15 protein-coding genes and 3 pseudogenes are annotated in these 22,829 nt (G+C 60.9%); 11 read left to right on the top strand and 7 right to left on the bottom strand.

Annotated elements, in window-relative coordinates; genetic code table 11:
* Nucleotides 1-83: 83 nt before the first annotated feature.
* From BBTA_RS06815 to BBTA_RS06805, 3 genes and pseudogenes are all read right to left on the bottom strand, one after another.
* A pseudogene (locus BBTA_RS06815) lies at nt 84-593 on the bottom strand (ABC transporter ATP-binding protein); the annotation flags it as partial.
* Nucleotides 594-622: 29 nt separating this feature from the next.
* Nucleotides 623-2,359 carry an ABC transporter permease subunit gene (locus BBTA_RS06810; protein ID WP_041750410.1) on the bottom strand — a complete coding sequence of 579 codons (1,737 nt, stop codon included), beginning with the start codon at nt 2,357-2,359 and terminating at the stop codon, nt 623-625.
* A 24-nt stretch (nt 2,360-2,383) separates the two neighbouring features.
* On the bottom strand, nt 2,384-4,381 hold the full coding sequence (locus tag BBTA_RS06805) for a carbohydrate porin (RefSeq protein WP_012041717.1): 1,998 nt from the start codon (nt 4,379-4,381) through the stop codon (nt 2,384-2,386).
* 2,088 nt (nt 4,382-6,469) lie between these two features.
* On the opposite strand from BBTA_RS06805, the gene BBTA_RS06800 reads away from it, so the two are divergent.
* Nucleotides 6,470-6,736, top strand: a complete 267-nt coding sequence (locus BBTA_RS06800) for a metal-sensing transcriptional repressor (RefSeq protein WP_041750409.1) — start codon at nt 6,470-6,472, stop codon at nt 6,734-6,736.
* Between the two features lie 486 nt (nt 6,737-7,222).
* On the opposite strand, the gene mgtA is transcribed toward BBTA_RS06800, so the two are convergent.
* Nucleotides 7,223-9,853 carry a magnesium-translocating P-type ATPase gene (gene mgtA, locus BBTA_RS06790; protein WP_041750407.1) on the bottom strand — a complete coding sequence of 877 codons (2,631 nt, stop codon included), beginning with the start codon at nt 9,851-9,853 and terminating at the stop codon, nt 7,223-7,225.
* A 762-nt stretch (nt 9,854-10,615) separates the two neighbouring features.
* Here mgtA and BBTA_RS06785 point away from each other — a divergent pair.
* The 3 genes and pseudogenes from BBTA_RS06785 to BBTA_RS06775 all read left to right on the top strand — a co-directional run.
* Nucleotides 10,616-10,933 (top strand): hypothetical protein, encoded by a 318-nt coding sequence (locus BBTA_RS06785; protein ID WP_012041713.1) that lies wholly within the window; start codon nt 10,616-10,618, stop codon nt 10,931-10,933.
* A 35-nt stretch (nt 10,934-10,968) separates the two neighbouring features.
* Nucleotides 10,969-12,633: an NRAMP family divalent metal transporter gene (locus tag BBTA_RS06780; protein ID WP_012041712.1), complete on the top strand. Its 1,665-nt coding sequence runs from the start codon at nt 10,969-10,971 to the stop codon at nt 12,631-12,633.
* A 618-nt stretch (nt 12,634-13,251) separates the two neighbouring features.
* Nucleotides 13,252-14,292 (top strand): annotated as a pseudogene (locus BBTA_RS06775) (IS5 family transposase); the annotation flags it as partial.
* An 899-nt stretch (nt 14,293-15,191) separates the two neighbouring features.
* Here the strand turns inward: BBTA_RS06775 and BBTA_RS06770 are convergent.
* The 3 genes from BBTA_RS06770 to BBTA_RS41620 all read right to left on the bottom strand — a co-directional run bounded on the left by BBTA_RS06770 (nt 15,192) and on the right by BBTA_RS41620 (nt 17,541).
* A complete protein-coding gene (locus tag BBTA_RS06770) occupies nt 15,192-16,556 on the bottom strand; it encodes a type II toxin-antitoxin system HipA family toxin (protein ID WP_012041709.1) in 1,365 nt (454 codons plus the stop codon).
* Nucleotides 16,553-16,831 (bottom strand): helix-turn-helix transcriptional regulator, encoded by a 279-nt coding sequence (locus tag BBTA_RS06765; protein ID WP_063719753.1) that lies wholly within the window; start codon nt 16,829-16,831, stop codon nt 16,553-16,555. Before BBTA_RS06765 ends, BBTA_RS06770 begins: the two co-directional genes overlap by 4 nt.
* 575 nt (nt 16,832-17,406) lie before the next feature.
* Nucleotides 17,407-17,541 (bottom strand): hypothetical protein, encoded by a 135-nt coding sequence (locus BBTA_RS41620; RefSeq protein ID WP_256374692.1) that lies wholly within the window; start codon nt 17,539-17,541, stop codon nt 17,407-17,409.
* Nucleotides 17,542-17,696: 155 nt separating this feature from the next.
* On the opposite strand from BBTA_RS41620, the gene BBTA_RS06760 reads away from it, so the two are divergent.
* The 7 genes and pseudogenes from BBTA_RS06760 (at nt 17,697) to BBTA_RS06730 (ending at nt 22,827) form a co-directional block, all read left to right on the top strand.
* Nucleotides 17,697-18,659 (top strand): DNA polymerase IV, encoded by a 963-nt coding sequence (locus BBTA_RS06760; protein WP_041750406.1) that lies wholly within the window; start codon nt 17,697-17,699, stop codon nt 18,657-18,659.
* Nucleotides 18,660-19,464: 805 nt separating this feature from the next.
* Complete coding sequence (gene atpD, locus BBTA_RS06750; RefSeq protein ID WP_012041706.1) at nt 19,465-20,895, top strand: F0F1 ATP synthase subunit beta; 1,431 nt, start codon at nt 19,465-19,467, stop codon at nt 20,893-20,895.
* On the top strand, nt 20,892-21,344 hold the full coding sequence (locus BBTA_RS06745; RefSeq protein ID WP_012041705.1) for a F0F1 ATP synthase subunit epsilon: 453 nt from the start codon (nt 20,892-20,894) through the stop codon (nt 21,342-21,344). The genes atpD and BBTA_RS06745 overlap by 4 nt, the downstream gene beginning before the upstream one ends.
* Nucleotides 21,341-21,550: pseudogene (locus tag BBTA_RS41250) on the top strand (AtpZ/AtpI family protein); the annotation flags it as partial. The gene BBTA_RS06745 and the pseudogene BBTA_RS41250, both read left to right, overlap by 4 nt.
* 46 nt (nt 21,551-21,596) lie before the next feature.
* Nucleotides 21,597-21,926, top strand: coding sequence for an ATP synthase subunit I (locus tag BBTA_RS06740; protein ID WP_041750404.1), 330 nt, complete (start codon nt 21,597-21,599; stop codon nt 21,924-21,926).
* Nucleotides 21,904-22,575: a F0F1 ATP synthase subunit A gene (locus tag BBTA_RS06735; RefSeq protein ID WP_041750403.1), complete on the top strand. Its 672-nt coding sequence runs from the start codon at nt 21,904-21,906 to the stop codon at nt 22,573-22,575. The genes BBTA_RS06740 and BBTA_RS06735 overlap by 23 nt, the downstream gene beginning before the upstream one ends.
* Nucleotides 22,576-22,584: 9 nt before the next feature.
* Entirely contained in the window at nt 22,585-22,827 is a 243-nt protein-coding gene (locus tag BBTA_RS06730; protein WP_012041702.1) for a F0F1 ATP synthase subunit C, read from the top strand.
* Nucleotides 22,828-22,829 lie beyond the last annotated feature (2 nt).

Raw genomic sequence — 22,829 nt, 5'->3', positions numbered from 1 at the left:
GTCTCTCCTGTTCGCGGCGACTATCGCCGTTCTCAGGCAGATTTTCCACTTATCGTCCTGTCCAGATTTCCGGGACCAGCTCAAGGTTCATCCATCAGCAGCAGGTCCGGATGCACGACCAGCGCCCGTGCAAAACCCACGCGCTGGCGCATGCCGCCTGACAATTCCTTCGGGTAGGCGGATTCGAAGCCGTCCAGACCGATCAGGTCGATCGCCGCAATCGCGCGCTTGCGCCGCTCGGCCGCGTCAATGCCGAGAGCTTCGAGGCCGAGCTCCACATTCTGCAAAACGGTCAACCAGGGAAACAGCGCAAAGGACTGGAACACCATGGCGACCCCATTGGGTGGTCCTTGGATCGCATCGCCGCGGCAGGTCGCGGCTCCCGACGAGGGGGCAATCAGGCCAGCAATGATGCGGAGCAACGTCGACTTGCCCGAGCCGGAGCGACCGAGGAGACCAACGATCTCGCCGGAACGGATGGTCAGATCGACCTTGTCCAGCACCAGGAGATCATCGCCGGATCCTTTCGGGAAGGAGCGACTGACGCTGCGGATATCGATCAGGGTGGCTGGCGACTTGTTTTGATCAAGCATGGGTTTGTCTTCCATCAGCCTTGAAATCATTAGCCGAGGCGGAGCCGGCGTTCGCCGAACGCATAGAGGGGGCGCCAGAACAGCCGATTGAACAGAGTGACCATGATGCACATGATGGCGATGCCGAGCACGACGCGCGGGAAATCGCCGTCCTCGGTTGCTTTCGCGATATAGGCCCCAAGGCCCGTCGCTGACAGGTGAGTGTCGCCCCAGCTTGCGACCTCTGCGACGATGGACGCATTCCAGGAGCCGCCGGAAGCGGTGATGGCACCGGTGACGTAATAGGGAAATATGCCGGGCAGGATCACCTTAATCCACCAGCGCCAACCGGTGAGGTGAAGGCTCGCAGCAGCTTCGCGCAGATCGCTCGGGAAGGCGCTGGCGCCAGCAATCACATTGAACAGGATGTACCATTGCGTCCCCAGGATCATCAGCGGGCTCAGCCAGATGTTGGAGTTGAGGCCGTAGTGCACGATCCAAAGGACAAAGACCGGGAATGCAAGGTTAGCGGGAAATGCAGCGAGGAATTGCGCCAGCGGCTGCACCCGCTCGGCAATCCTCGGACGAAGCCCGATCCAGACTCCGATCGGCACCCAGATCAACGTGGCAAGCGCAATCAACGTGATCACACGAAGCAAGGTGGCGAACCCGCCCAAAACCGCCTCATACACGTCCGACAGCTGCAGATTGGCCGACAGATAATAATAGGCCTTGTAGGCCGCGTAGCCTGTGGCAATGCCGATAATAGCGAACCACAGCGCGTCGATGAGGCGCGATGGTGGGGCACCGGGCTTCGATGAGGGGCGCAGCGCCCGGGGCCACTCGGCGCTCAGATTGGAAAAAGCGCGGTTGAGCGCCGCAAACGGCAGCGTCAGCGCCCGCAATGCGCGGGTGCGGCGGAACAGGTCGAGCATCCAGGAGGTCGGCGCATCACCAGAGGCGGTCTGCTCGAAGCGGAACTTGTCCGCCCAGGCGACGATGGGACGGAACAAGAGCTGGTCATAGACAATGATGACCAGCAGCATGGTGAAAATGGCGTAGCCGATCGCGGCGAGGTCGCGCTTTTCGATCGCCAGCGCTACGTAGGAGCCGACGCCAGGCAAGGTGACGGTGGTGTTGCCGACCGTGATTGCTTCCGAGGCAACGACGAAGAACCAGCCGCCGGACATCGACATCATGGCGTTCCAGATCAGGCCGGGCATGGCAAAGGGCACGTCGAGCCGCCAGAAGCGTTGCCAGCCGCTCAAATGGAAGCTCTTGGAGGCCTCGTCGAGATCCTTCGGTACGTTCCGGAGCGACTGGTACATGCTGAAAGTCATGTTCCAGGCCTGGCTCGTGAAGATGGCGAACACGCAGGCGAGCTCGGCACCCAGCACCCGTCCAGGAAAGAGGTTGAGGAAAAAGACGACAGTAAAGGTGAGGAAGCCGAGGATCGGCACCGACTGGAGGATATCGAGCAGCGGGATCAGAACCATTTCGGCCCGCCGGCTCTTCGCCGCGACCGCCGCATAGATGAAGGTGAAGACGGTCGAACAGGCAATCGCGAGCAGCATCCGAAGCGTGGTGCGCAGCGCATAGAACGGCAGGTTAGCCGGGTCGAGCGAGACCGGCGAGACGTCGAGCGCCGATAGCGGCAACGTGGTCTGCTTACCGCCGTAGACAATCAGCACCATGGCGCCGATCACCAAGATCAAGGCGATCAAGTCCCAGACATTGGGGCGCGGCGCGCGCGTCAGCACTGCGAGACGAAGATCCTGTAGCCTCATCAAACTGCTCCCTCTCGGCAAAGCCTAGTATTGCGTATGCAGGCGTACACCAAGTAGCGAAGCCGGCCCTCGGTCCCGATTGTAGGCGGGATTGACGATCAGCTGATAATCAAGCGTGATCCGCGAGGCAAACCAAGGAAAGCTGTAATAGGTCTCCAAGATTCTTTCGTCGCCCGCATGCGGAAGCTGGCCGTCGCCGACCAGAATACCGAGACCTCCGGCGTTGAGAAACGCCTGATGAACGTTGGTGATGCCGTTGTCGACCCCGGCAATTCCCCAGACATCGTCGTTGCGTCCCCACACCCTTCCTGAGATCGAGAATCCCGCTGCGACGCTGCGGTCGATATCGGTGAACTCGTAGGCCTCCTTGTGGCCGTCCGCCCATCCCGCACGGGCGAAGAAGCCGACATTCTCGTTGATCTGCTGCTCCAGGTTCATGCTGATGCCGCCGCGGCTTTGGTAGTGGCGGACCGCGGTGATGTCAGCAGGTGCTCCCGTCACTGCCGCGAGCTGGATCGCATCGTTAAAGCTCCCCATCCCGCCGCGCGTCAGGAAGCCGGTGACGGCGATTTTGCCGGGCTGCCCTAGAATTGAATAGCGACGCTCGATTTCGCCGATCCATTGGAATTGCCCGAAGCGGGAATCCAGCGAGGTCGTGTTCGGCGCGATCGACAGATCGAAGATGCCGCCGCGGAAGGTCCACGGGCCTGTGTACCACTCGATGGTGCCGCCGAGCGCGTAGCCCCAGGCGTCGGCCGCATAGTCGAACGTGCCGGTATCGACGATCGACCAGTTCATGAAATCGCTGCGCGGATCGTGGGCATACTTGTTGGTGTCGAAGATGTCGGGGATGCCGATCTTGCCGAGCGTGATCACCAGGCGATCGGACGTGGTCGATCCGGCGAATTGGTTGAAGCCGGAATCGATTTTCTGAACGTCGCCGCCGAGGTCGATGGTCTGGCGGAGGAAAGCGCGATGGAGACGCACGTAAGGATAGTTCGCGCCGACCTTGTAAGCCTCCCCGCTTGGGAATCCGGCTGCGCCTACCGAACTGCTCAAGCCAAAGCCCTGATCCATCTCCGGATTGACCCAGGCTTCTGCGCCGTCCCAGAGCTTCATGCCGGCATAAAGCGTCGCGTCAAAGGTCTCACGACCCTGATTCGGATTGAGGCTGTTGGTGCCGACATAGGGCGAACGAAACGGCGGGGTGTACTGCTCGAGGAGGGTCGATTGGGCATGGAAAGCGAAACGATCCGTCTCCAGCGCCTCCGGGGTTTTGGTAATCAGGGCTGATATCGGATTGGTATCGCCGATCTTATAGTTCAACCCGACTCGCACGCTTTGCGTGGCGAAATCAGATCGAAACGCATCGATCGAGGCCGCGAAGAACGCTCCCCTGCGACCAAATCCGGTTTCCAGAAACTCCGCCTTGGCCGACCAGTTTCCGGTGATCGGAATCTCCACACCGATCCCGGCGACCCATCCGAGCCGCCACAACAGTTTGGTCTCCAGCGTGCCTGCCGGTACGAAGCTGCCGGTGACGGGAGAGGCGTCTTGGCTGCGTGTCAGCTGATCATAGGTCCAGGCAAAGCCGCCTGTGCCGTACAGGAGGAAGTGATCGAAGGCATAGCCGACGCGACCCCGGACACTGCCGTAGTGAATAACCGCCTCGCTGTAGGTGACTTGACCGATCGCAGGCGAAATGACGGTCTGGCCGCCCCTGACCGAGTAAGGCACCACGACGTCCGAGTTCGGGACACTGACGTCACCCTCGATGCCCAGCATCACGCGCGATGGCAGAACGTAATTGTACCCGCCTTGCAGGCCGAGCACGTAGGTACCGGTTCCGGCCATGAAATCGAAGTTGAGAGGAAGGCCGAACGATCCGCTCACAGGCGGCCCGCCAGGTCCGAGGGGCGTCGCTGTCCAACTCGAAGAGCCGCGCAACGCCCCCGCATGCGCACCGATGTACCAGCCAGTCCAGTCGTAGACCGTCGACGTGTAGGGCGACTGTGCCCTCACTGCGAGGTCCGCTGCGTGAACTGGGCCTCCGAAGCTGAACACGGCAGTAAGACCGATGCCGACGACGAGCTGCGTACGACGCCAAACGCTGGTGGCGCGCTTATCCGGCCCTGCTGTGGTCTCGCTTGTCATAATTCTTGGCAGCACCGACAGTTTGGAGAGGCGGACGCGCGGCTCCACCGCGAGCCGCCGGAGACGACGCGATTCACCCTCACCCGTTCCGGCATTGCAAGAAGCCTCCCCCGCACCACAGTGAGATGGCATCGGCAAGTGACGTCGGTGCAACACAGCTACGAGGTCGATCGAGCGTGGCGTCCGCTTTTGGATTGGGCGTTGCGTTGAGTCTTCCGTTGAGACGTGGCCTGTCCGTCGGATGGCCAGCGAGCCGTAAGGTGGCCGCGCGTGCCTGCCGAGGTTCGGATACGACAATTCAAAGAAGATTTTGTGAAATGCGGTGCCGGGCAGCTGGCGCCCGGGCACAATCAACCGAGACTTTGTGAGGTTCGGGATCATCGCTCACCTTCCCGTCGCCGGACGGCCGGGTGAGCGAACGCGGTCATCTACAGGCCGCCAACGCCTCCACGGCTGCCGCGGTCGCGGCTGATTTCAACATGTGGTGGCAACTGCGATCCAATCGCGTAGCGTGGAGCGGTGTTGCCAGCGGCGGTACTGCCCATAGCTCTTTCATCAGGGGTTGGGACGCGCTTCGCTACCGCACGACGTTGCGGCGGGAAACGCGCTCGTCCCCTAGGCTCGCTCTGAAACGAAGTCAAGCAAAAGCAGCCGATCCTCCCCGGAGGATGCTCGAATGGTGGTTTAGCTCGCGCCTCGGCTTCTGGCAGATCGCGCATCCCGTTGGGCACGTGCGGCGATCGGATTGGCGCTGCCGAGCGCCGGTTAGCGACGACTCGGGCCGGATCATCGGCCAGGAGCGTTCCTCGCCTGTTGCGAGACGCTGTCAACTCGAACCGATGGTGGATCCTGTACTTCCGCCGCATTCAGGATTAAGATTTTGTCGAGTCCGCCTGCAGGAATTGCAACTCTATGCGTCGCATCAGCTACTTGCTGTCGATCGTGGCTGTCACGGCAGCGACCGGATCGCAAGGCGAGGCTGCGGGATCGTTTCAGACCAAGCCAGCTTTCCAAAGCGCTGCGACGACCGGTGCGGCGTCTTCGGCATCAAGCATGCCCGGGTCCACTGGATCCACGAGCGAGCTCGGTTGCGGTAGGGGCCGCGTTCGCGATCCCCAAACGCGCGCTTGCCGCGGCCCGGCCGATATTAGATAGTTCCACGGACCCAGGTTCGCACCATTGTTCAATTGTGCCAAGCCCGCCAGTCACTGACGCTATTGGTGCTTGAATCCCATGCCAGCTCCCAATCCGGGTCTCGGTGCAGAGGGGCGGATGAAGGCTTGATCAATTGGTGTGGTTACTTCGAAGACCTCGCTCTGCTCGCTTCCGCCGATGCCCGAGAGCCAACCAAGCTCCAAGCCGCTCCAGCACGCGTGTTCCCGATAAGATAGCCAGCAGACCGCCGTGTGAAATCCGGTGAGTTCGATGAAGCATCATTGCGCAGCGGAGTATTCGGCTGGCCAAGCGAAGCATACCGATCGCTCCCCAGCGTCGCGCCTCCAAAATGGCTGCGTTGATCATCTTCGGGCCTCACAGCTTAGGCCAACGGCCAGGCCGGATCGAGGGAGCGTGACCTAGGCGGTAAGCTCCGCGCGCCGGCGCTGGGAACCAACCGGCTTGTATCGTGCAACCGTCTTGAAGGTCACTCATCTCCCCTCCGCTTCCTGCGGCAGGACCGTGAGCTAAAGGCCCGCTTTTCTACGGCGCGCCGATTCTCACGTCTATGGCCGTCGCAATAGCGACAAGCTACCACGCAGGCCGGGCCGGATAGATCAGGGACGCGCTACCATTGCGAAGACTGCCACGGACCACTGTATGCAATGATGGCGGCCGCAATGGAACGTTCCTTATCGCCCGATCGCCCATATGCGCGCCCCTCATCGCGAGTCAAGTGCCCTCCTATCCCCGCGGGAGGATGAATGTTATACCCTTACAACGATAGGAGCGAAAAAAACAATGCGTGACCATTCTCATCTTGCAATTGCCAGGCGACTGAAACGCGCCAATGGTCATCTCGAGAGCATCATCGAAATGGTCGAAAACAATCGACCTTGTGCTGAGATTGCCCAGCAGCTGCAGGCGGTCGAGAGCGCGATCGAAAGCGCCAAGAAGACGATGATCCATGACCACATCAGCCACAGTCTCGAACGGTCCTTCAAGACGCACGGCCAGAAGGGACAGGCTGCGTTGAGAGATTTCAAGCTGATTTCGAAATATTTGTAAGGCAGGCCGCAGCTCGCCGCTTTGATGTCCGTTGACAGCAGGCTCATTCGGCCGCGATGGGCATGGGTCACATCGTTTTTGGCGATCGCACTCTAAGGCGAATGTTGCCGCGTCCGCATGAGCCTCCGATGGCGGCCTTCCGGCCATGGCGCTATCCCAGGGTGGCGTAAGAACGTCCGACTGGGAGACCTAGCGGCCAAACCAAATCAGCAGCGTACCTCCGAGAGCAAGGAGAAAAGCGCCCTCGTGCCAACGGGTAAGACCAGAACCGGCAAACTTCTCTCTCTCGATGTAGGCGATCCACAGCACGACAACTCCAAGCAAACAGCTGAGCAGGCTCGCCGCTCGCGCAGGTGCGTCTCCAGACCAGAGCATGGACAGGGCAAGTATGACCGCCAACCGAAAGGCCAGTCGCCCCAACGTGGCAGTAGAACCCTGAGTGTTAAGCATTTTGCGTCACGCATCGACTCGAACAGTAGGGGTATGTCAGAGGCCCCACCTTCGTGTGAACCAGACTTTGACGAAGTGCGTAAGGACTGCATACATCAGCAGCATGGCGGTCACCAGCGGCCAGTAGGTCCACGGCAAGGGCACGAAACCCAGGGCAGCTCCAGCCCAAGTGAAGGGCAACGTCATGCCGATCGTACAAATGATGATCGTCGTCGTAATGAGCGCGGGACTTGCGCGACTCTCGATGAAAGGAATCTTGGCCGTCCTGATAATGTGAATGATCAGCGTCTGCGTCAGCAGCGATTCGACAAACCAGCCGGTTTGAAACAACGGCGCGTTATTCCAGGCATCGAACACAAAAAGCATCATGCCGTAGGTTGCGTAATCGAATATCGAGCTGATCGGTCCGATGAAGATCATGAACTTGAATATGTTGCCGATGTCCCATTTTCGCGGTGAAGCCACATACTCATCGTCGACATTATCGGTCGGTATCGTCGTCTGTGAAAAATCGTAAAGCAGATTGTTCGTCAGGACCTGGATCGGCGCCATCGGCAGGAACGGCAGGAAGATGCTTGCCCCGAGCACGCTGAACATGTTCCCGAAGTTCGAGCTCGCGCCCATCTTGATGTATTTCGTGATGTTCGCGAACACCTTACGACCTTCCGTTACGCCTTCCTGAAGGACGAGAAGGCTCTTTTCGAGCAGGATGATGTCTGCTGACTCTTTGGCGATGTCGACCGCGGTATCCACCGAGATGCCGACGTCAGCAACTTTCAGGGCTGGACTGTCGTTGATGCCATCGCCGAGGAATCCAACCACGTGTCCCTTGACGTGAAGGGCTCGTACTACCCTTTCCTTCTGCTCGGGGTTCAGTTTGGCGAAAACGGTCGTGCGGTCGGCGACCTCGGCCAGTTCGGCATCGGTCATCTGGCCGATCCGGCTGCCCAGCACAATTTCACCTGCCTCCAGTTGAACCTCGTGGCAGATCTTGCGCGTTATGACCTCGTTATCGCCCGTGAGTACCTTGACCTGCACGCCTTTCCGCGCGAGCGCCGCGATCGCCTCCATTGCGCTCTCTTTCGGAGGATCCAGAAAGGCAATGTATCCAAGAAGCGTCAGGTCCGCCTCGTCCTCGACCGAATACACCGTCTTCGACGGCTCCATTTCCTTGTAGGCTACCGCGACGACGCGAAATCCGTCGGAATTGAGGCTGCTCGTCTGTTCTTTGGCTGCCACGAAATGAGTTCCGTCGAGCCGGCCCACCTCGCCGTTCAGGCAGTATTTTGAGCAAACGGCGAAAATCTCTTCGACGGCGCCCTTGCAAATGAGCAGATGCTTCGTGCCGTCGCGCCTGACGACCACGGAGAGGCGCCGGCGTGTGAAGTCAAAGGGGATTTCGTCGACTTTCGAATAGCCGCCGTCAACCCGCAATCGTTCATCGAATTCAGCGTGTGCAAGCACTGCCTTGTCGAGCAGGTTCTTCAACCCGGATTGGAAATGGCTGTTCAAGAACGCGTACAGGAGCACTTCGTCTGAGTCATTTCCCTCGATATCGATGTGCCGTTTGAGGATAATTCGATCCTGGGTGAGCGTGCCCGTCTTGTCGGTGCACAAGACGTCCATCGCCCCGAAATTCTGAATGGCATTCAGCCGTTTGACGATCACTTTCTTGCGCGACATTGCGATCGCGCCCTTGGCGAGATTAACCGTCACGATCATCGGCAACATTTCGGGCGTGAGGCCGACGGCCACCGCCACCGCGAAAAGCAACGCCTCCAGCCAATCGTGCTTGGTCAGGCCGTTGATCAGGAAAACGGCAGGAACCATCACAAGAATGAAGCGGATCATCAGCCAGGTGAACCTGTTGATGCCCTGGTCGAAGGCGGTCGGAACGCGGCGTCCAGCAATCTCGTGGGCGAGCTGGCCGAAGAAGGTGTTCCGACCGGTCTGCAAGATCACGCCGGTGCCGTACCCGGAAACAACGTTCGCGCCCATGAAGCAGACGTTCAGGAGGTCGAAGGGGTCCTCGCACGCGGACGTGCTGGATTGGCCGTGTTTTTCCGCAGGCATGGATTCGCCGGTCAGGACGGCCTGATTGACGAACAGATCCCTGGCCTCGAGCAAGCGCAGATCCGCCGGGATCATATCCCCGGCTGAGAGCCGCACCACATCCCCCGGCACGAGTTGATCCATTGGAATCTCTGTGAAGGGGTCATCCGCTCGGACAGGTCCGCGCCTGACACTTGCGGTCGTGTGAACCATGGCGCGCAGCCGGGCTGCGGCCTCGTTCGACCGGTGCTCCTGGATAAAGGCGGTCGTGATCGCCAGCACGACCATCGCAGCGATCACGACGGCAGCGCGAACGTCTCCCAAGAGAAAAGAGACCACCGCGAGCGTCAAGAGCAAGGCGTTCAAAGGGTTGCGCGCGCGGTTCCAAATCTCCTCGGGAATGGTCGGTTTGCGTTCCCGGGCGACCAGGTTAGGTCCAAGCTTCTTCAGCCGCGTCGCAGCTTCAGTAGCCGAGAGTCCTTCCGGCGTCGAACCCACCTTCGTGCAGGCTTCGCTCGGCTCAAGGCGGCTTATTGCCGCGAGCCAGCCGTCGTTTGCCGCCACACCAGCACCATGGCGATCAATCGTCTTCGTCGGCTTCGATAGCAAGTGCATGGGTGTATCCACCAGCCGGGACAGCGGGAGCCATACAATCATGATGGGGTCTGGCTCTCTTGCGGGAGATCAAACAGATGGAGGCTTCAGCTATCCCGCGGCTTAGCGGCATGTGGCCGGTGGCGGAGGCGTTCCCGCATGGAAAGTGAGCGCGGGGCGCGGCGGGCCTTGTCGTCCAGATTTGAGAGGATGTCGCGGTGAACGGATGGTCTCGACGTGAGGCATGAAGGTTTGGTGCTCTTCTGATCTGCCCTTTGGCGGTTCGCCGCGAGCTGAGTTGGACCTGCCTGCGCGGGTGCAAAAGCCAGATCGGCCCAATGTGAACCGTATCGCTTCGTCCGGCCGCCGACTGCCTGTCCGCTCGTCGCAGTCGTATCGACAATTGTTCGCAGATGAGCAGCGGTCCAGACGGTCCAGTCGCCTCGCAAACGATCCTCCATGGCGGATGCGGCCTATCCTCCAGGGGGGATAGCCAAATTGCTTGACAGGGTCCGACAACAGGCGTACGGGCCGATCTGTGGTTGGAACCAGATCGTTCTGGACCGCATTGAGGACCAAAGGCAATCCGAGCGGAGTCGAGAGACTCCTGAAAGAACCATGGGCAGTAGCATCTCTGGCATGACCCGCCCCGTTACGGGGCCCGTGATGCCGCAGAAATTCAGAATCGATCGTGTCGGCTGCGGCCGCGTGAGGATTGCCGGTCGCGCCTAGCGACCCGCCATGCTCACCATCCCGTCGCCGAGCGCGGGGTGGAGGTGAGCGATGTTCGAGAAATTCGCAAAAATCCGGCGTGGCGTGCAACGGCCGAACGGCCTGCGGAGCGCAGCGGTTGGTTTTTCCCCAATCTATACCAACGACAACCGGCTTGGTTTTGGTCGCCCGCAGGCCCAGCGTCCGCGCGAGGCGCTGGTCTGCCGTTGGTCGCTTACCTCTGATGGAGGGCGCCTGGAGTGCCGGTGGGAGTTCGCGGCCATTGCGGACGAGCCACCCGGCAATCAAGGCGAGCTGCCGTATTTAAGCGCTCCGCGCCTCGTTCCGGGCGGCGGGCAAGTGGCTGCGCTCGAGCAGATCGCCGTTTAGTCGAACATCGATCCCGCCAGTTCAGGGGATGCACAATGAACATCATGAATCCTGCTCACAAGGAGGTCAGCCGGGCCGCCGTGCTCGACGAGGCCCATATCGGCGATATCCATGGCGCACTCGGCACCATCCGGCACCATGATCATGGGCCGCGGAGGGGATTCTGGGCGCGATGGAGAACGCTGATCGCGATCCTAGGACCGGGCCTCATCGTCATGGTGGGCGACAACGATGCCGGCGCATTCGGCACCTACACGCAGGCCGGGCAGAATTACGGAACGACCCTGCTATGGACGCTGATGCTGCTGATCCCGGTGCTCTATGTGAACCAGGAGATGGTGGTGCGCCTTGGCGCGGTGACCGGGGTCGGTCATGCACGGCTGATCTTTGAGCGCTTCGGCAAGTTCTGGGGTGCGTTCAGCGTGATAGACTTGTTCCTGTTGAACGCACTGACGCTCGTCACCGAATTCATCGGGATCAGTCTGGCCTTGCGGTATCTCGGCCTGTCGCAGTTCTGGGGCGTGCTGGCATCTGCCCTGATCGTAATGCTCGCTGTCAGCACTGGAAACTTCCGCCGTTTCGAGCGGTTCGCAATCGTCCTGGTCTTCGGCAGCCTGCTGCTGGTGCCAGTCGTCTTGATGGTACATCCGCCGGTGGAGCAGATCGCGGCTGACTTCCTGGTTCCGAAAATGCCAAAGGACGGCAATCTCAGCGAGGTCATGCTGCTGATCATCGCCGTCGTCGGCACTACGGTTGCGCCCTGGCAGCTGTTCTTCCAGCAAAGCTATCTCATCGACAAACGGATCACGCCGCGCTTCATCCAATACGAGCGCTGGGATCTTTGCCTGGGCATCGCGCTCGTTATCCTGGGCGCGGTGGCGATGATCAGCTTCTCGGCGGCGATTTTCACGGGACGACCTGAGTTCGGCAATTATACCGATGCGTTGGGTACGGCGGTCGGCTTGGAGAAATATGCCGGTCGTCTACCAGCAGTGCTATTTGCGCTCGCCCTACTGGACGCCAGTATTGTTGGCGCTGCCGCGGTCTCGTTGTCCACTGCTTACGCAATCGGCGACGTATTTTCCTTGAAGCATTCACTGCATCGCAGGCCGTCGGACGCGAAGGGTTTTTATGGCGTCTATTTCGCACTGATCATCGTGGCCGCTGTCCTCGTGCTGACGCCGGGAACGCCGCTCGGGCTGTTGACGAACGCAGTCCAGACTCTGGCTGGCGTGTTGCTGCCGAGCGCGACGGTGTTCCTGCTGCTGCTATGCAACGATACGGCGGTCCTAGGCCCCTGGGCGAATTCGCGGATGCTGAACCTCTTCACCGGGGCCATTATCGCGGTGCTGGTGCTGCTGTCGACCATTCTTACGGCTTCCGTGCTTTTTCCGGACATGGGCGAGCAATGGATCGTGGGCATCCTGGTTGGCGGAAGCATTCTTGGCGGCCTACTGACCATCGGCGCAAAAATATTCGAGCTTTCGCGTCGCCCGTCTGCCGCGCGCGCCTGGCCAAAGCGAGCCAAACGAAAGGTTGACGTGTACGACAATTGGCGAATGCCGCCGCTTAGTGAGCTGCCTCCGGCCCAACTCAGCGTGCTCAGTCGGGTGTGGATGATCGTCCTGCGCGGCTATCTCCTCGTCGCCGGCGGTTTGGTGCTTGTGCGGATATTCCAGCTCGCCACCGCGGGGGCTTAGCGATTGCAAGAGGTGAGGTGCAGAGCGGATTCCGCGCCTCGGTTCTGGCGTGCTCGCCCTTGCAAAGATCGAACGGCTACCTCGAAAAGCCGTTGCCGTTCCATAACAGCCTGGAGGCGCAGAAATCGCCACAATTCACGTTGACGGCAGCCCGTCCCGCCTTGTCATCCATATCGATTTCGTGCGTTTGGGCCTGCCACACCTCACGGGTCTGCCCCCTTTCATCGGTCAAGAAGATACGATGCATGCACCCCGCAGAACTGCACAGTGCAGAAGGTTGCGCACAATGGAATTGATCGAAGTGGAGCGACACAAATTGCTGCCCAATCTCTGCTCGGAGATATCGTAGAAATCCGGTTCGAGCCCTGGGTTCGTCATCTCCGCAAGCCTTCTGAGCTGCGCGGATGGCAGAGCCGATTGGTGCGGGTAAATGCTGAAGCTTGTCAGCGGACAATGTCGACCAGTCGTTTCGCGTGCTGACTGAGCCTCGGGCCGAAGCCGGGGGGGTCATCGCGAGGACAATGAGTGTTATGATAAGCGCCAAATTTTTCATGGCTGGGTTCTCCTGGACTCGTGCCCCCGACGTCGTCAGCGCTGCTTAAAATAATCATATCACTTTCGGACCTGAGCCATTGGCGCAAGCGCCTGGGTGACAAGCTTGAGCTCCTGCTCGCGGAGAGTCTGCGTGTGGCGCATGACACAGGCGCATTGCGTCCGCGCGACCTCAAGCGCGTCACGGTGGACACCACGGTGCAGCCCAAGGCCATCACGTTTCCGACCGATGCCAAGCTGCTGCATGCGGCTATCGAAGGGCTCAACCGGCTGGTCCGCAAACACGGCGTGCAGTTGCGGCAGTCGTACCGACGTATCGCCGAGCGAGCTGCGATGATGGCTGCGCGCTATGCCCATGCCAAGCAGTTCAAGCGCCATCAGCGGCAATTACGCCTGCTGAAGAGCCGGCTCGGCCGCATCATCCGTGACATCCGCCGCAAGATCGAAGGTCGCCCCGAGCTCGAAGCGGTGTTCGAGGCCCCGCTGGCCCGCGCGAGCCAGATCAGATCGCAGCAGCAGCGCCAGCGGGGCTGGAAGCTCTATTCCTTCCACGCTCCCGAGGTCGAATGCATCGGCAAGGGCAAGGCGTCCGCGCCTTACGAGTTCGGCGTCAAGGCGTCGATCGTCACCACCAACGGCCGCGCCCCGGGCGGCCAGTTCGTGCTCCACGCTCGATCTCTCCCCGGCAATCCCTACGATGGCCATACGCTCGGCAGTATCATCGAGGCGACCGAGAAGCTGACCGGATGCGCCATCGAGCGCGCCTATGTCGACAAGGGATATCGCGGCCACACGACGGAGCGCCCGCGTCGCGTCTTCATCTCCGGGCAGAAGCGCGGTGTCTTCGGCGCGATCGAACGTGAACTCCGCCGCCGCTCCGCCATCGAGCCGATCATCGGTCACATGAAGAGCGACGGCCATCTCGGCCGCTGCCATCTCAAGGGCCGTGACGGCGACGCCATCAACGTCATTCTCACTGCCGTTGGCCACAACCTCCGCCGCGTCCTCGCATGGCTGAGGGATCTGCTGGCCTCAATTCTGATCGCCCTTTGGCGCTCCGCAGCTGGCCACCCGGCCCGTCAAACAGGCTTCTTAACGGACGACTAGATTAGCCTCCTGGGAGGATCGGCAGCGGCCCCCAGGGGTCTGGCCCGCTGCTCATCTGCGAATAATTTTCGATACGAACAGCCAGACAGCGTGGGCGGCCGGGACGATACGATACGGTTCAACATTGCGGCCGCCGATCCGGCTCGGCACCCGCGAAGGCAGGTCCGGCTGAGCCCCCGCGGCGAACCGCAGCAGAGCGATCAGGCACTGCGCCTTCATGGCCCACGTTATTCGTTCAACGGCTGCGTCCTCTCAAATCTTGACGATAAGACCCGCTACGTCCCGCCCTCACTTTCCATGCGGGAACGCTTCACCGAGCGGCGACATGCGTCACGCCGCGGGATAACTGAAGCCTTCCATCCTTTTGATCTCCCGCAAGATTGCCCGACACGATCATTATTGTATGACGTGCCTCCACTGTCCGAGTTGATGTGTGACGCAAAATGCTTAACGCCCAAGGTTCTACGGCCACGTTGGGACGACGGGCCATTCGCTTCCTTTCGCTTAATGGTCATCCTTGCCCTGTCCATGCTCAGGTCTGGAGACACACCTGCGCGGGCGGCCAGTCTTCTTAGCTGCCTGCTTGGAATGGTCGTGCTACGGACCACCTACACAATGGGAGAAAGGTTTGCCGGCTCTGGTCTCACTCGTTGGCACGAGGGCGCTTTTCTCCTTGTTCTCGGAGGTGTGCTGCTGATTTGGTTTGGCCGATAAAATGAGATTTCTTGTCAATGGGCGCAAAAAGCGGCAAGCTGCGGCCTGCCCTACACCAGAACCAAAGGTAACCCACTGACTTTCAGGCAGCGGCGGCACCCCAGCTGTCGCGCGTTCGATCCCGGAGTCGGCCGGAAACTTCATACCAGCCGAATATGCTCTCCGGAGCAGTTCGGCAGAAATGCTCAAGAGAACCCGGGCGGACGTATGGCGCCCTCGGGATCCGAGTCCTCTTCGGGCTCCTCCCGAGGATCGCTTTTCAGATTCCGCAGCATGTCACGGCAATACCCGGCGACGTAATCCGAGATTTGCTGGTAGACCGGCGACTTCTTCAACGTGTTCAACTCTTCGACGACGGACGGCAGCGCATCGAGGACGGCCTGAGACAATTCGGCGACCCGGCGCCTTACCTGCGCGCCGGAAAGCTGGTTTTCCCGGGCCATCCGATCCCAATGTCGGACGTAGATGTAGTGACCGCGGTTCTGGCCGGCGATCTTCATCGCCAGATTTCGCGTCACGTCCGGATAGATGTCGCCATTCATGACGTCATAGAGCGGCGCCATGGAGATGGCGCCGCTTGGCTGCAGCAGCAGCGAATAGTTCTTCGAATGCGCGTCGACGTTTCCACAGAGAACATTGAAGACAAGAAAATCGACGAAGCGGGCGACGTTGAAGGCGCCTGCCTGCGTGTTCCGCAGGACATCAAAGCAATCTTTCAGGGTCGGCCCACGCAGCTTGTTCGTCGAATTGGATTCGTATTTGGTCGACGGGATGTGCCCAGCGGCCTGACAGAAATCCTCCTGATGGATTCTGCGGAGGCTGCGCCCGTGGGGCTCACGATCGTAGCGCTTCACCAGCAGGTAATCGAGATCCTCCGCCTTTCCGATCGTACATTCGGCGACGGGCAGCTTCGTCTTGGCCGCCAGGCGAAGGCAGAAGGCCTCGTTCTCGACGGCGTTGCTGAAGTGCTTGTTGGCCGGCTTGAGGATATGTGTCGTCGGCGCACCGTCGAGCGCGAGGCCGATGCCGCCGTCCGGATACAGGACTACAGGAAGCTTGTCCTGCGCGCCGGCCAAAGACATGTGGATGCCCTCCTCGCCAACGAGAAGCGGCCTCTCCGGAAGGCGCCGGATGGCGGCGGCGAGCTCCGCTTCGGTGAGCCGCTTGTAGCGCGGCGTCCGGTTCGGTCGCTGGTCGGCGGACCGGCGGACTTCGAGCGCACCCGGAAGGTCCTCTCCCAACTCCTCAAGGAGCGCGAACACGTTCGCCTCCGGAATCTTGAGGATGGTGCCCACGGTCCTCAGCGTCCGGCCTTCTGGCAGTAGGTTCAAAAACCATCGGTACACGACGTCCGGCTCGTGAACGCGCTGGGCGAGTGGCATGCGAGTCGAGACGGCGAACGCCCGAGGATCCTTCACCCACGCTTCGTCGTAGACGAATTCGATGTCCTGAATTTCGTCCGAGCGCCGGCGCAGCAGCCCAACGAGCTTGTCGCCGTACCGGACCTCCAGGGTCTCGCCGGCGCTGCCGGCCTTGGGCTTGCTCGTCATGACGGCGTGAAGTAATCAGGGTCGAAGGTTTCAGATTCCTCGCTCGCCAACCGAGCCGCCGGCGCTGGGCTCATTTCCGCCGTCAGCCGGATGCCTAGCGCTTGCAGCAGGCGGAGGACCAGACCGACTTGGCTTGTCTCCTTGCCATTCTCGACGTCGACGATGAACCGGACGCCGACGTTCGCTGCCAAGGCAAGGTCCCGCTGCCGGAGACCTAGGGAGGTCCGCCGGTTTCGGATCGTCTCGCCGAGCTCTGAGGTGGTCGTGATGGTCATGTCAATTTCCCGAGCGGGAATATTAATGCCCCAAGAGCGTCTTAGCAAGACTAGATTTCCCGAGCGGGAAAATAATAGATCAAAATGTCTCCTGAGAGTAAAATTTCCCGAACGGGAACTTCCCTACTCAGAAACTACCACGACACACAAAAATTCCCGATCGGTAAATCAAATCCAGGCACCGACTCGATAACCGCCGCGATCATCGGAGTGATCACGTTTCTCGTATGCTGATCTTAATCGGTGGCGCAGCGCAGGAGTGTCGGTCCTCTGGACGATCGCGGATCGGCTCGATATCGTATAAAGAGTACGCTTTCGACGACAGCGCACTCGCAGTTGCTGGCAAATGCCCGTCTGCCAGACAGCGCACCGGCCCGTCGTAAGCGCGGCGAGTTCGAGAAGGCTGGCGTATCGTTCGCTCCAGCGCTTCGACAGGCCGCTCCGGCAGGGTCGGTACCCGCGTCCCTTGCGGCAGATGCCGCAGGAACTCCGCCCTCCATCGGCGGGACCGACGGGCCAAAACGCTCGATCTGATCCGGTCGGCGGAGACGCCATGCGCGAAGTCCGATTTAGCCTCAACAGTAGGAGGCCGGCCAGCACAGGTAGAAGACGCCATCGAGAAGCATGCCGGCGCTGAGCAGGACCAACGACGCGTCCTCGGCGCCGAGCACGAAGGCCCCCTCGCCGCGCCGGCCTCGATAGTGCCCCATCGCCCGAGAATGTTCGCCGCCAGGGATCTTGCCGGAAGCAGCGGCCCTTGCGGTCGCGGACGTGCTCGCGTCATCGTTGACACCTGCCCCGAATACCCGGCGACTGACTGGGCCTGACCAGCGACTTGCCTGACAAGTTTCTGTACAATCCAGGCATGCCCGAGTCCGATCCGAAGCATGGCGCATCGGGAGCGCCCCGTCGCAAGATCATCCACATCGACATGGATGCCTTCTACGCGTCCGTCGAACAGCGCGATAATCCGGGGTTGCGCGGCAAGCCTGTCGCCGTTGGTGGATCGAAGGAACGCGGCGTCGTGGCCGCGGCGAGCTATGAAGCTCGAGCATTCGGCGTCCGCTCAGCAATGCGATCGGTGACCGCAAAGCGGAACATGCAGGACATTCCCGTCGCCACCGATATCGCCACCGCGATCAGGGCGAAGATCCTGCGCGAGACCGGCCTGACCGCCTCCGCCGGCATCTCCTATAATAAGTTCCTGGCGAAGCTCGCCTCGGATCACCGGAAGCCAAACGGCCAATTCGTGATCACCCCTAAGATGGGACCAGCCTTCGTCGAACAACTCCCGGTTGGGAAATTCCACGGCATCGGTCCGGCGACCAATGCGAAGATGAACAGGCTCGGTATCTTTACCGGCATGGACATGCGCAATCAGACCCGTGGGTTCATGAACGCCCATTTTGGAAAGGCCGGCGCCTACTACTACTGGGTCTCTCGCGGCGTTGACGAACGGCCGGTTCGCGCTAACCGCATCCGAAAGTCTGTCGGTGCCGAAAACACCTTCTCCGGCGACCTCACCGGGTTTGCGGCCTTGGTCGCCGAGCTTGAGCCTTTGATCGACAAGGTCTGGGGTCACTGCGAAAGCACCGGCAATTTCGGCCGCACCGTGACGTTGAAGGTGAAGTTTTCCGACTTCCAGATCATCACCCGTAGCCGGTCCGTCGCATCCCCCATCTCCAGCCGCCAAGACCTGAATCGCTTGACCCTTGGTCTGCTCGAATGCGAGATGCCGATTCCGAAGTCGGTCAGATTGTTGGGCGTATCGCTCTCATCGCTGCAGGCCGAGGCGGAGGGCGAACCTCAATTGGACCTGCCGATCTGAGACGCGCTGCTTGTTTTCGGCTCAGATCCCCGCTGCGGATCGGCATCTCCAACGATCGCGAGCTTCTTGCCGTTCTGCCAGGCCGAGCACCTCTTCGGAGTCGATCCCTTGCCGTCTGAGAACGCCACTGCTTGCTTCCAGTTCCTTGCGTACGGGACCGTCCGGTACGCCGAGGCCCGCGAGGCGATCCGGCCGAAGATGACGACGGACCGGTCTTTCGAAGGAAAGACGAAGCTATCGGTGTCGGGCCGGCTCACTGGAAAGCAGTTGATGGCGAATTCGCCGTTGTGCGGTAATGCCGTTTCCCGATCAGCGCGCTCCCGACCCGAGCTTGCGATCACCGATCCATTTGATAACGTGCCGATGTTAAGATAACATATTCTCGAACAGGAATCCCATGAAAGCTGGATGCTAAACCAAGTAACAGCTCGCTTGCGCAAATTCCTCGGACAAGCCAGGGAGGGTCATGACCTACACGCTCCGTTTCGCGTCACGACTCGCCACGGCCATACCATGCAGTCGTTTCAGTCCCTCGAAGCGGCGCTCGAAGCCGCTGAAACCTTGGGTTCAGATCATTACGTAATCGACCGGCACGGCTTGCAGATCTGGAGCCCGCAAAGAAAATTACTTCGCAATGAGGAATAGCCTTCCCGGCGTTAGTGGCTCGCGCTTCATGAAAAGACGATTGCCCACTGTCAGTACGTCGCGGCTCGCCATCGACCCTCCGAAGCCAAACACTTGACTTACGTCAACGACGCCAAGCGTGAGAAGCTTAGGATTTTGAGCGAGCAAGCGAAAACGGGCAATGGCGGACGCATCGCATGACACGCAGGTCTCAGGGCACCTGACCGCGATCCATGGCTCGGTCGTCGATGTCCGGTTTCCCCAAGGGGTTTTACCGGCCCTCAATGAGGGCATCGTGATCGATCGTGATGAGCCCACGCCCGTCCTGGCGGAGGTCCAGCAGCATCTTGATCCCGTGACAATCCGGGCCGTCGCGCTGGGCAATACGGCCGGGCTTAGCCGCGGCGTGTCCGCGCGCGCCCTGGGCACACCAATCCAGACACCGGTTGGCGATGCAGTGCTCGGGCGTCTGCTGAACGCCGTCGGTAAGCCCGCAGACCGCGGACCCGAGCTGCCCCCAAGCACAGTTTTTCGTCCCATTCATGCATCCGCTCCTGCACTGAACCGGCTCGGCGCCTCTCAGGAAATCTTCCACACCGGGATCAAGGTCATCGATCTGCTCGCCCCGCTCGTCAAGGGCGGCAAGGCAGCGATGTTCGGCGGCGCTGGTGTCGGCAAGACCGTGCTGATCATGGAATTGATCCGTACGACGGTCGAACGTTACTCTGGAATCTCAGTGTTTGCCGGCATCGGCGAGCGTTCGCGCGAAGGGCACGAGCTGCTGCTCGAATTGAAGCAGTCAGGTGTGCTTCCGCGAACCGCGCTCGTTTTTGGTCAGATGAACGAACCGCCCGGCGCGCGCTGGCGCGCGGGTCTCACGGCGTTGACCATCGCAGAGCACTTTCGCGACGTGCAACACGAAAATGTGCTTCTGCTGATCGATAACGTGTACCGCCTGGTGCAGGCCGGTGGCGAAGTATCGGGCCTCCTCGGGCGTCTGCCCTCGCGCGTTGGGTATCAGCCGACGCTCGCCAGCGAGATCGCCGAACTGCAGGAACGCATCGCCTCGGTTGCCGGCGCAGCGATCACCTCAATTCAGGCTGTCTATGTTCCGGCCGATGATTTTACCGACCCTGCCGTCGCCGAAATCTTCAGCCATCTCGATTCATCCATCGTGCTGTCGCGCCAGATGGCCAGCGAGGCCATGTATCCCGCCGTCGATCCGCTCGCCTCGAGCTCGACGCTCCTCGATGCCCGCCTCGTGGGCGAAGGGCATTACCGGACCGCCCAGGAAGTGCGCAAAACCATCGCCCACTATCGTGATCTTCAAGAGATCATTGCGCTCCTTGGGATCGAAGAGCTGAGCGCCATTGATCGTCAGGCCGTCAAGCGCGCGCGGCGCCTCATGCGATTTTTGACGCAGCCCTTCATGGTCACAGTTGCCTTTACCGGGAAGGAAGGGCGAACGGTCGAGGTTGCCGACACACTGGCCGGATGCCGCGCCATTCTCGATGGTGAAGCCGACAACTGGGCTGAGAGCTCGCTTTATATGATCGGCGTGCTCGAGGAAGCACGAGAGCGCGAGCGTGCCAGCGCCAAGGCGATGTCATGAATCTCACGGTCACCACACCGCTGGCGATCATCGCAAAGGCCGACCACGTCGTGTATGTGCGCGCCGAGGACGACACCGGCGCCTTCGGCATTCTGCGCGGGCATGCTGATTTTCTCACGGCATTGGCAATCTCGGTCCTGAGCTGGCGCGATGAGGGCGGCGGCGAGCATCACATCGCGGTGCGCGGCGGCATGCTTGCGGTGCACGACGGGAACGCAATCACCATTGCGACGCGCGAAGCCGTGGCTGATGATGATCTGCACCGTCTCGAAACCGAAGTGCTCGCAAGCTTTCGGCGGCGCAGCGAAGATGAGGTTACGGCGCGCACTGATGCGCAGCGCCTCTATCTCGCAGCGATCCGGCAGATCTACCGCTTCCTGCGGCCCGACCGTCCCGTCCCCGTGCCGCGGCTGGCCGGCCCGATGTCACAAGAGGGGCTGGAGTCATGACGCAGCCCGAAAATCACGAGCGGCTGGGACAGGCGGTCAGAAGACGGCAGGAACGCCGCGAGCGCTGGCAGCGCGAGGGCGAACGGTCGCTGGGCCAGAACTTCGCCATGATCGGAGCACTGGGCTGGACCATCGTGGTTCCGACACTGCTCGGCATCTTCGCCGGTCGCTGGCTCGACCGGACCTTCCATAGCGGGATCTTCTGGACCTGGGCCTGCTCGTGGCAGGTCTGGCAGCGGGCTGCACATTTGCATGGAAGAGGATGCACAGCGCATGATCCGCACGAGTTTGATCACTCATCCCGAACTCACGCTGTTGACGGCATTTGCGGGTCTGATGTTTGGGCTGGCGTATTTTGCGGCTCTCAAGCGCAGCGTGACGCTGCTTGTCCGCAGCGATAGCTGGCTTGGTCCAGTGGCCTTGACGCTGGGACGTGCTGGCGCTGCGGTCGGCTTTCTGCTCATCGCGGCGAAACTCGGAGCAGCGCCGTTGCTCAGCGGCTTTGCCGGGTTCCTGGTGGCGCGCGCGTTGGCGCTGCGCGCGAAAAGGAGGGCGGCTGATGCAATCCTCGCCCCTCACTAGCACGCTGCTTTTTCATATTGGTCCGGTGGCGATCACGCGTCCGGTGGTGACGACGTGGGTCATCATGGCTGCGCTGGCTCTAGTCTGCCGGTTCGTCACGCGCCGCCTGGCAATCCTGCCCGACGGGCGGCAGGCGCTGCTTGAGGGCATCGTCACCAGCGTTGCCGGCCAGATCGAGGATGTCATTCGCAAGGATGCGCGGCCGTTCCTGCCCTTGCTGGGCACGTTAATAATCTTTCTGGTGGTCGCCAACCTCTCCGGTGTACTCCCCGGCGTCGAGGCGCCAACCAGCAAGATCGAGACGCCGGCGGCCCTGGCGCTGATTGTCTTTTTCTCGGTGCATTACTTCGGGGTGCGCGAACGCGGTTTGCGCGGCTATCTCGCCAGCTTCGCCGAGCCTAAACTGATCATGCTGCCCCTCAATATTCTCTCGGAAATCACGCGCACCTTTTCGCTGATGGTGCGACTGTTCGGCAACATTATGAGCGGCGAGTTCATCATCGGTCTCGTGGTGGCGCTCGCCGGCCTCTTTGTCCCGATCCCGCTCATGGCGCTCGAGATTCTAGTGGGCCTCGTACAGGCCTACATCTTCACCGTACTCGCAACCGTCTTTATCGGCGCCGCGGTCGGCAGCGTCGCGAAGGGCTAAGGAGGCTCAATGGATCCCAAGCTCATTTCGATCATCGGCGCTGTCATTGCGGTCTCGATCGGATCAATCGGCCCGGCGCTGGCGGAAGGCCGCTCTGTTGCTGCAGCCATGGACGCCATCGCGCGCCAGCCGGAAGCGGCCGGAACGATATCGCGCACGCTCTTTGTCGGCCTCGCGATGATCGAGACCATGGCGATTTACTGCCTTGTCGTCGCGCTGCTGCTGCTGTTCGCCAATCCATACGCCTGGTGAGT

Source organism: Bradyrhizobium sp. BTAi1, assembly GCF_000015165.1.
GTDB classification, from domain to species: Bacteria; Pseudomonadota; Alphaproteobacteria; order Rhizobiales; family Xanthobacteraceae; genus Bradyrhizobium; species Bradyrhizobium denitrificans.
Note: the sequence above shows the minus strand (reverse complement) of the source record. Positions and strands in the feature narration are given on the sequence as shown.

Coding starts and splice junctions, on each gene's coding strand:
- BBTA_RS06735 (WP_041750403.1), top strand. CDS start 21,904: ATGCAATCCTCGCCCCTCACTAGCACGCTGCTTTTTCATATTGGTCCG.
- BBTA_RS06785 (WP_012041713.1), top strand. CDS start 10,616: ATGTTCGAGAAATTCGCAAAAATCCGGCGTGGCGTGCAACGGCCGAAC.
- atpD (WP_012041706.1), top strand. CDS start 19,465: ATGGCGGACGCATCGCATGACACGCAGGTCTCAGGGCACCTGACCGCG.
- BBTA_RS06740 (WP_041750404.1), top strand. CDS start 21,597: ATGGAAGAGGATGCACAGCGCATGATCCGCACGAGTTTGATCACTCAT.
- BBTA_RS06765 (WP_063719753.1), bottom strand. CDS start 16,831: ATGACCATCACGACCACCTCAGAGCTCGGCGAGACGATCCGAAACCGG.
- BBTA_RS41620 (WP_256374692.1), bottom strand. CDS start 17,541: ATGGGGCACTATCGAGGCCGGCGCGGCGAGGGGGCCTTCGTGCTCGGC.
- BBTA_RS06760 (WP_041750406.1), top strand. CDS start 17,697: ATGCCCGAGTCCGATCCGAAGCATGGCGCATCGGGAGCGCCCCGTCGC.
- BBTA_RS06745 (WP_012041705.1), top strand. CDS start 20,892: ATGAATCTCACGGTCACCACACCGCTGGCGATCATCGCAAAGGCCGAC.
- BBTA_RS06780 (WP_012041712.1), top strand. CDS start 10,969: ATGAACATCATGAATCCTGCTCACAAGGAGGTCAGCCGGGCCGCCGTG.
- BBTA_RS06730 (WP_012041702.1), top strand. CDS start 22,585: ATGGATCCCAAGCTCATTTCGATCATCGGCGCTGTCATTGCGGTCTCG.
- mgtA (WP_041750407.1), bottom strand. CDS start 9,853: ATGCACTTGCTATCGAAGCCGACGAAGACGATTGATCGCCATGGTGCT.
- BBTA_RS06800 (WP_041750409.1), top strand. CDS start 6,470: ATGCGTGACCATTCTCATCTTGCAATTGCCAGGCGACTGAAACGCGCC.
- BBTA_RS06770 (WP_012041709.1), bottom strand. CDS start 16,556: ATGACGAGCAAGCCCAAGGCCGGCAGCGCCGGCGAGACCCTGGAGGTC.
- BBTA_RS06810 (WP_041750410.1), bottom strand. CDS start 2,359: ATGAGGCTACAGGATCTTCGTCTCGCAGTGCTGACGCGCGCGCCGCGC.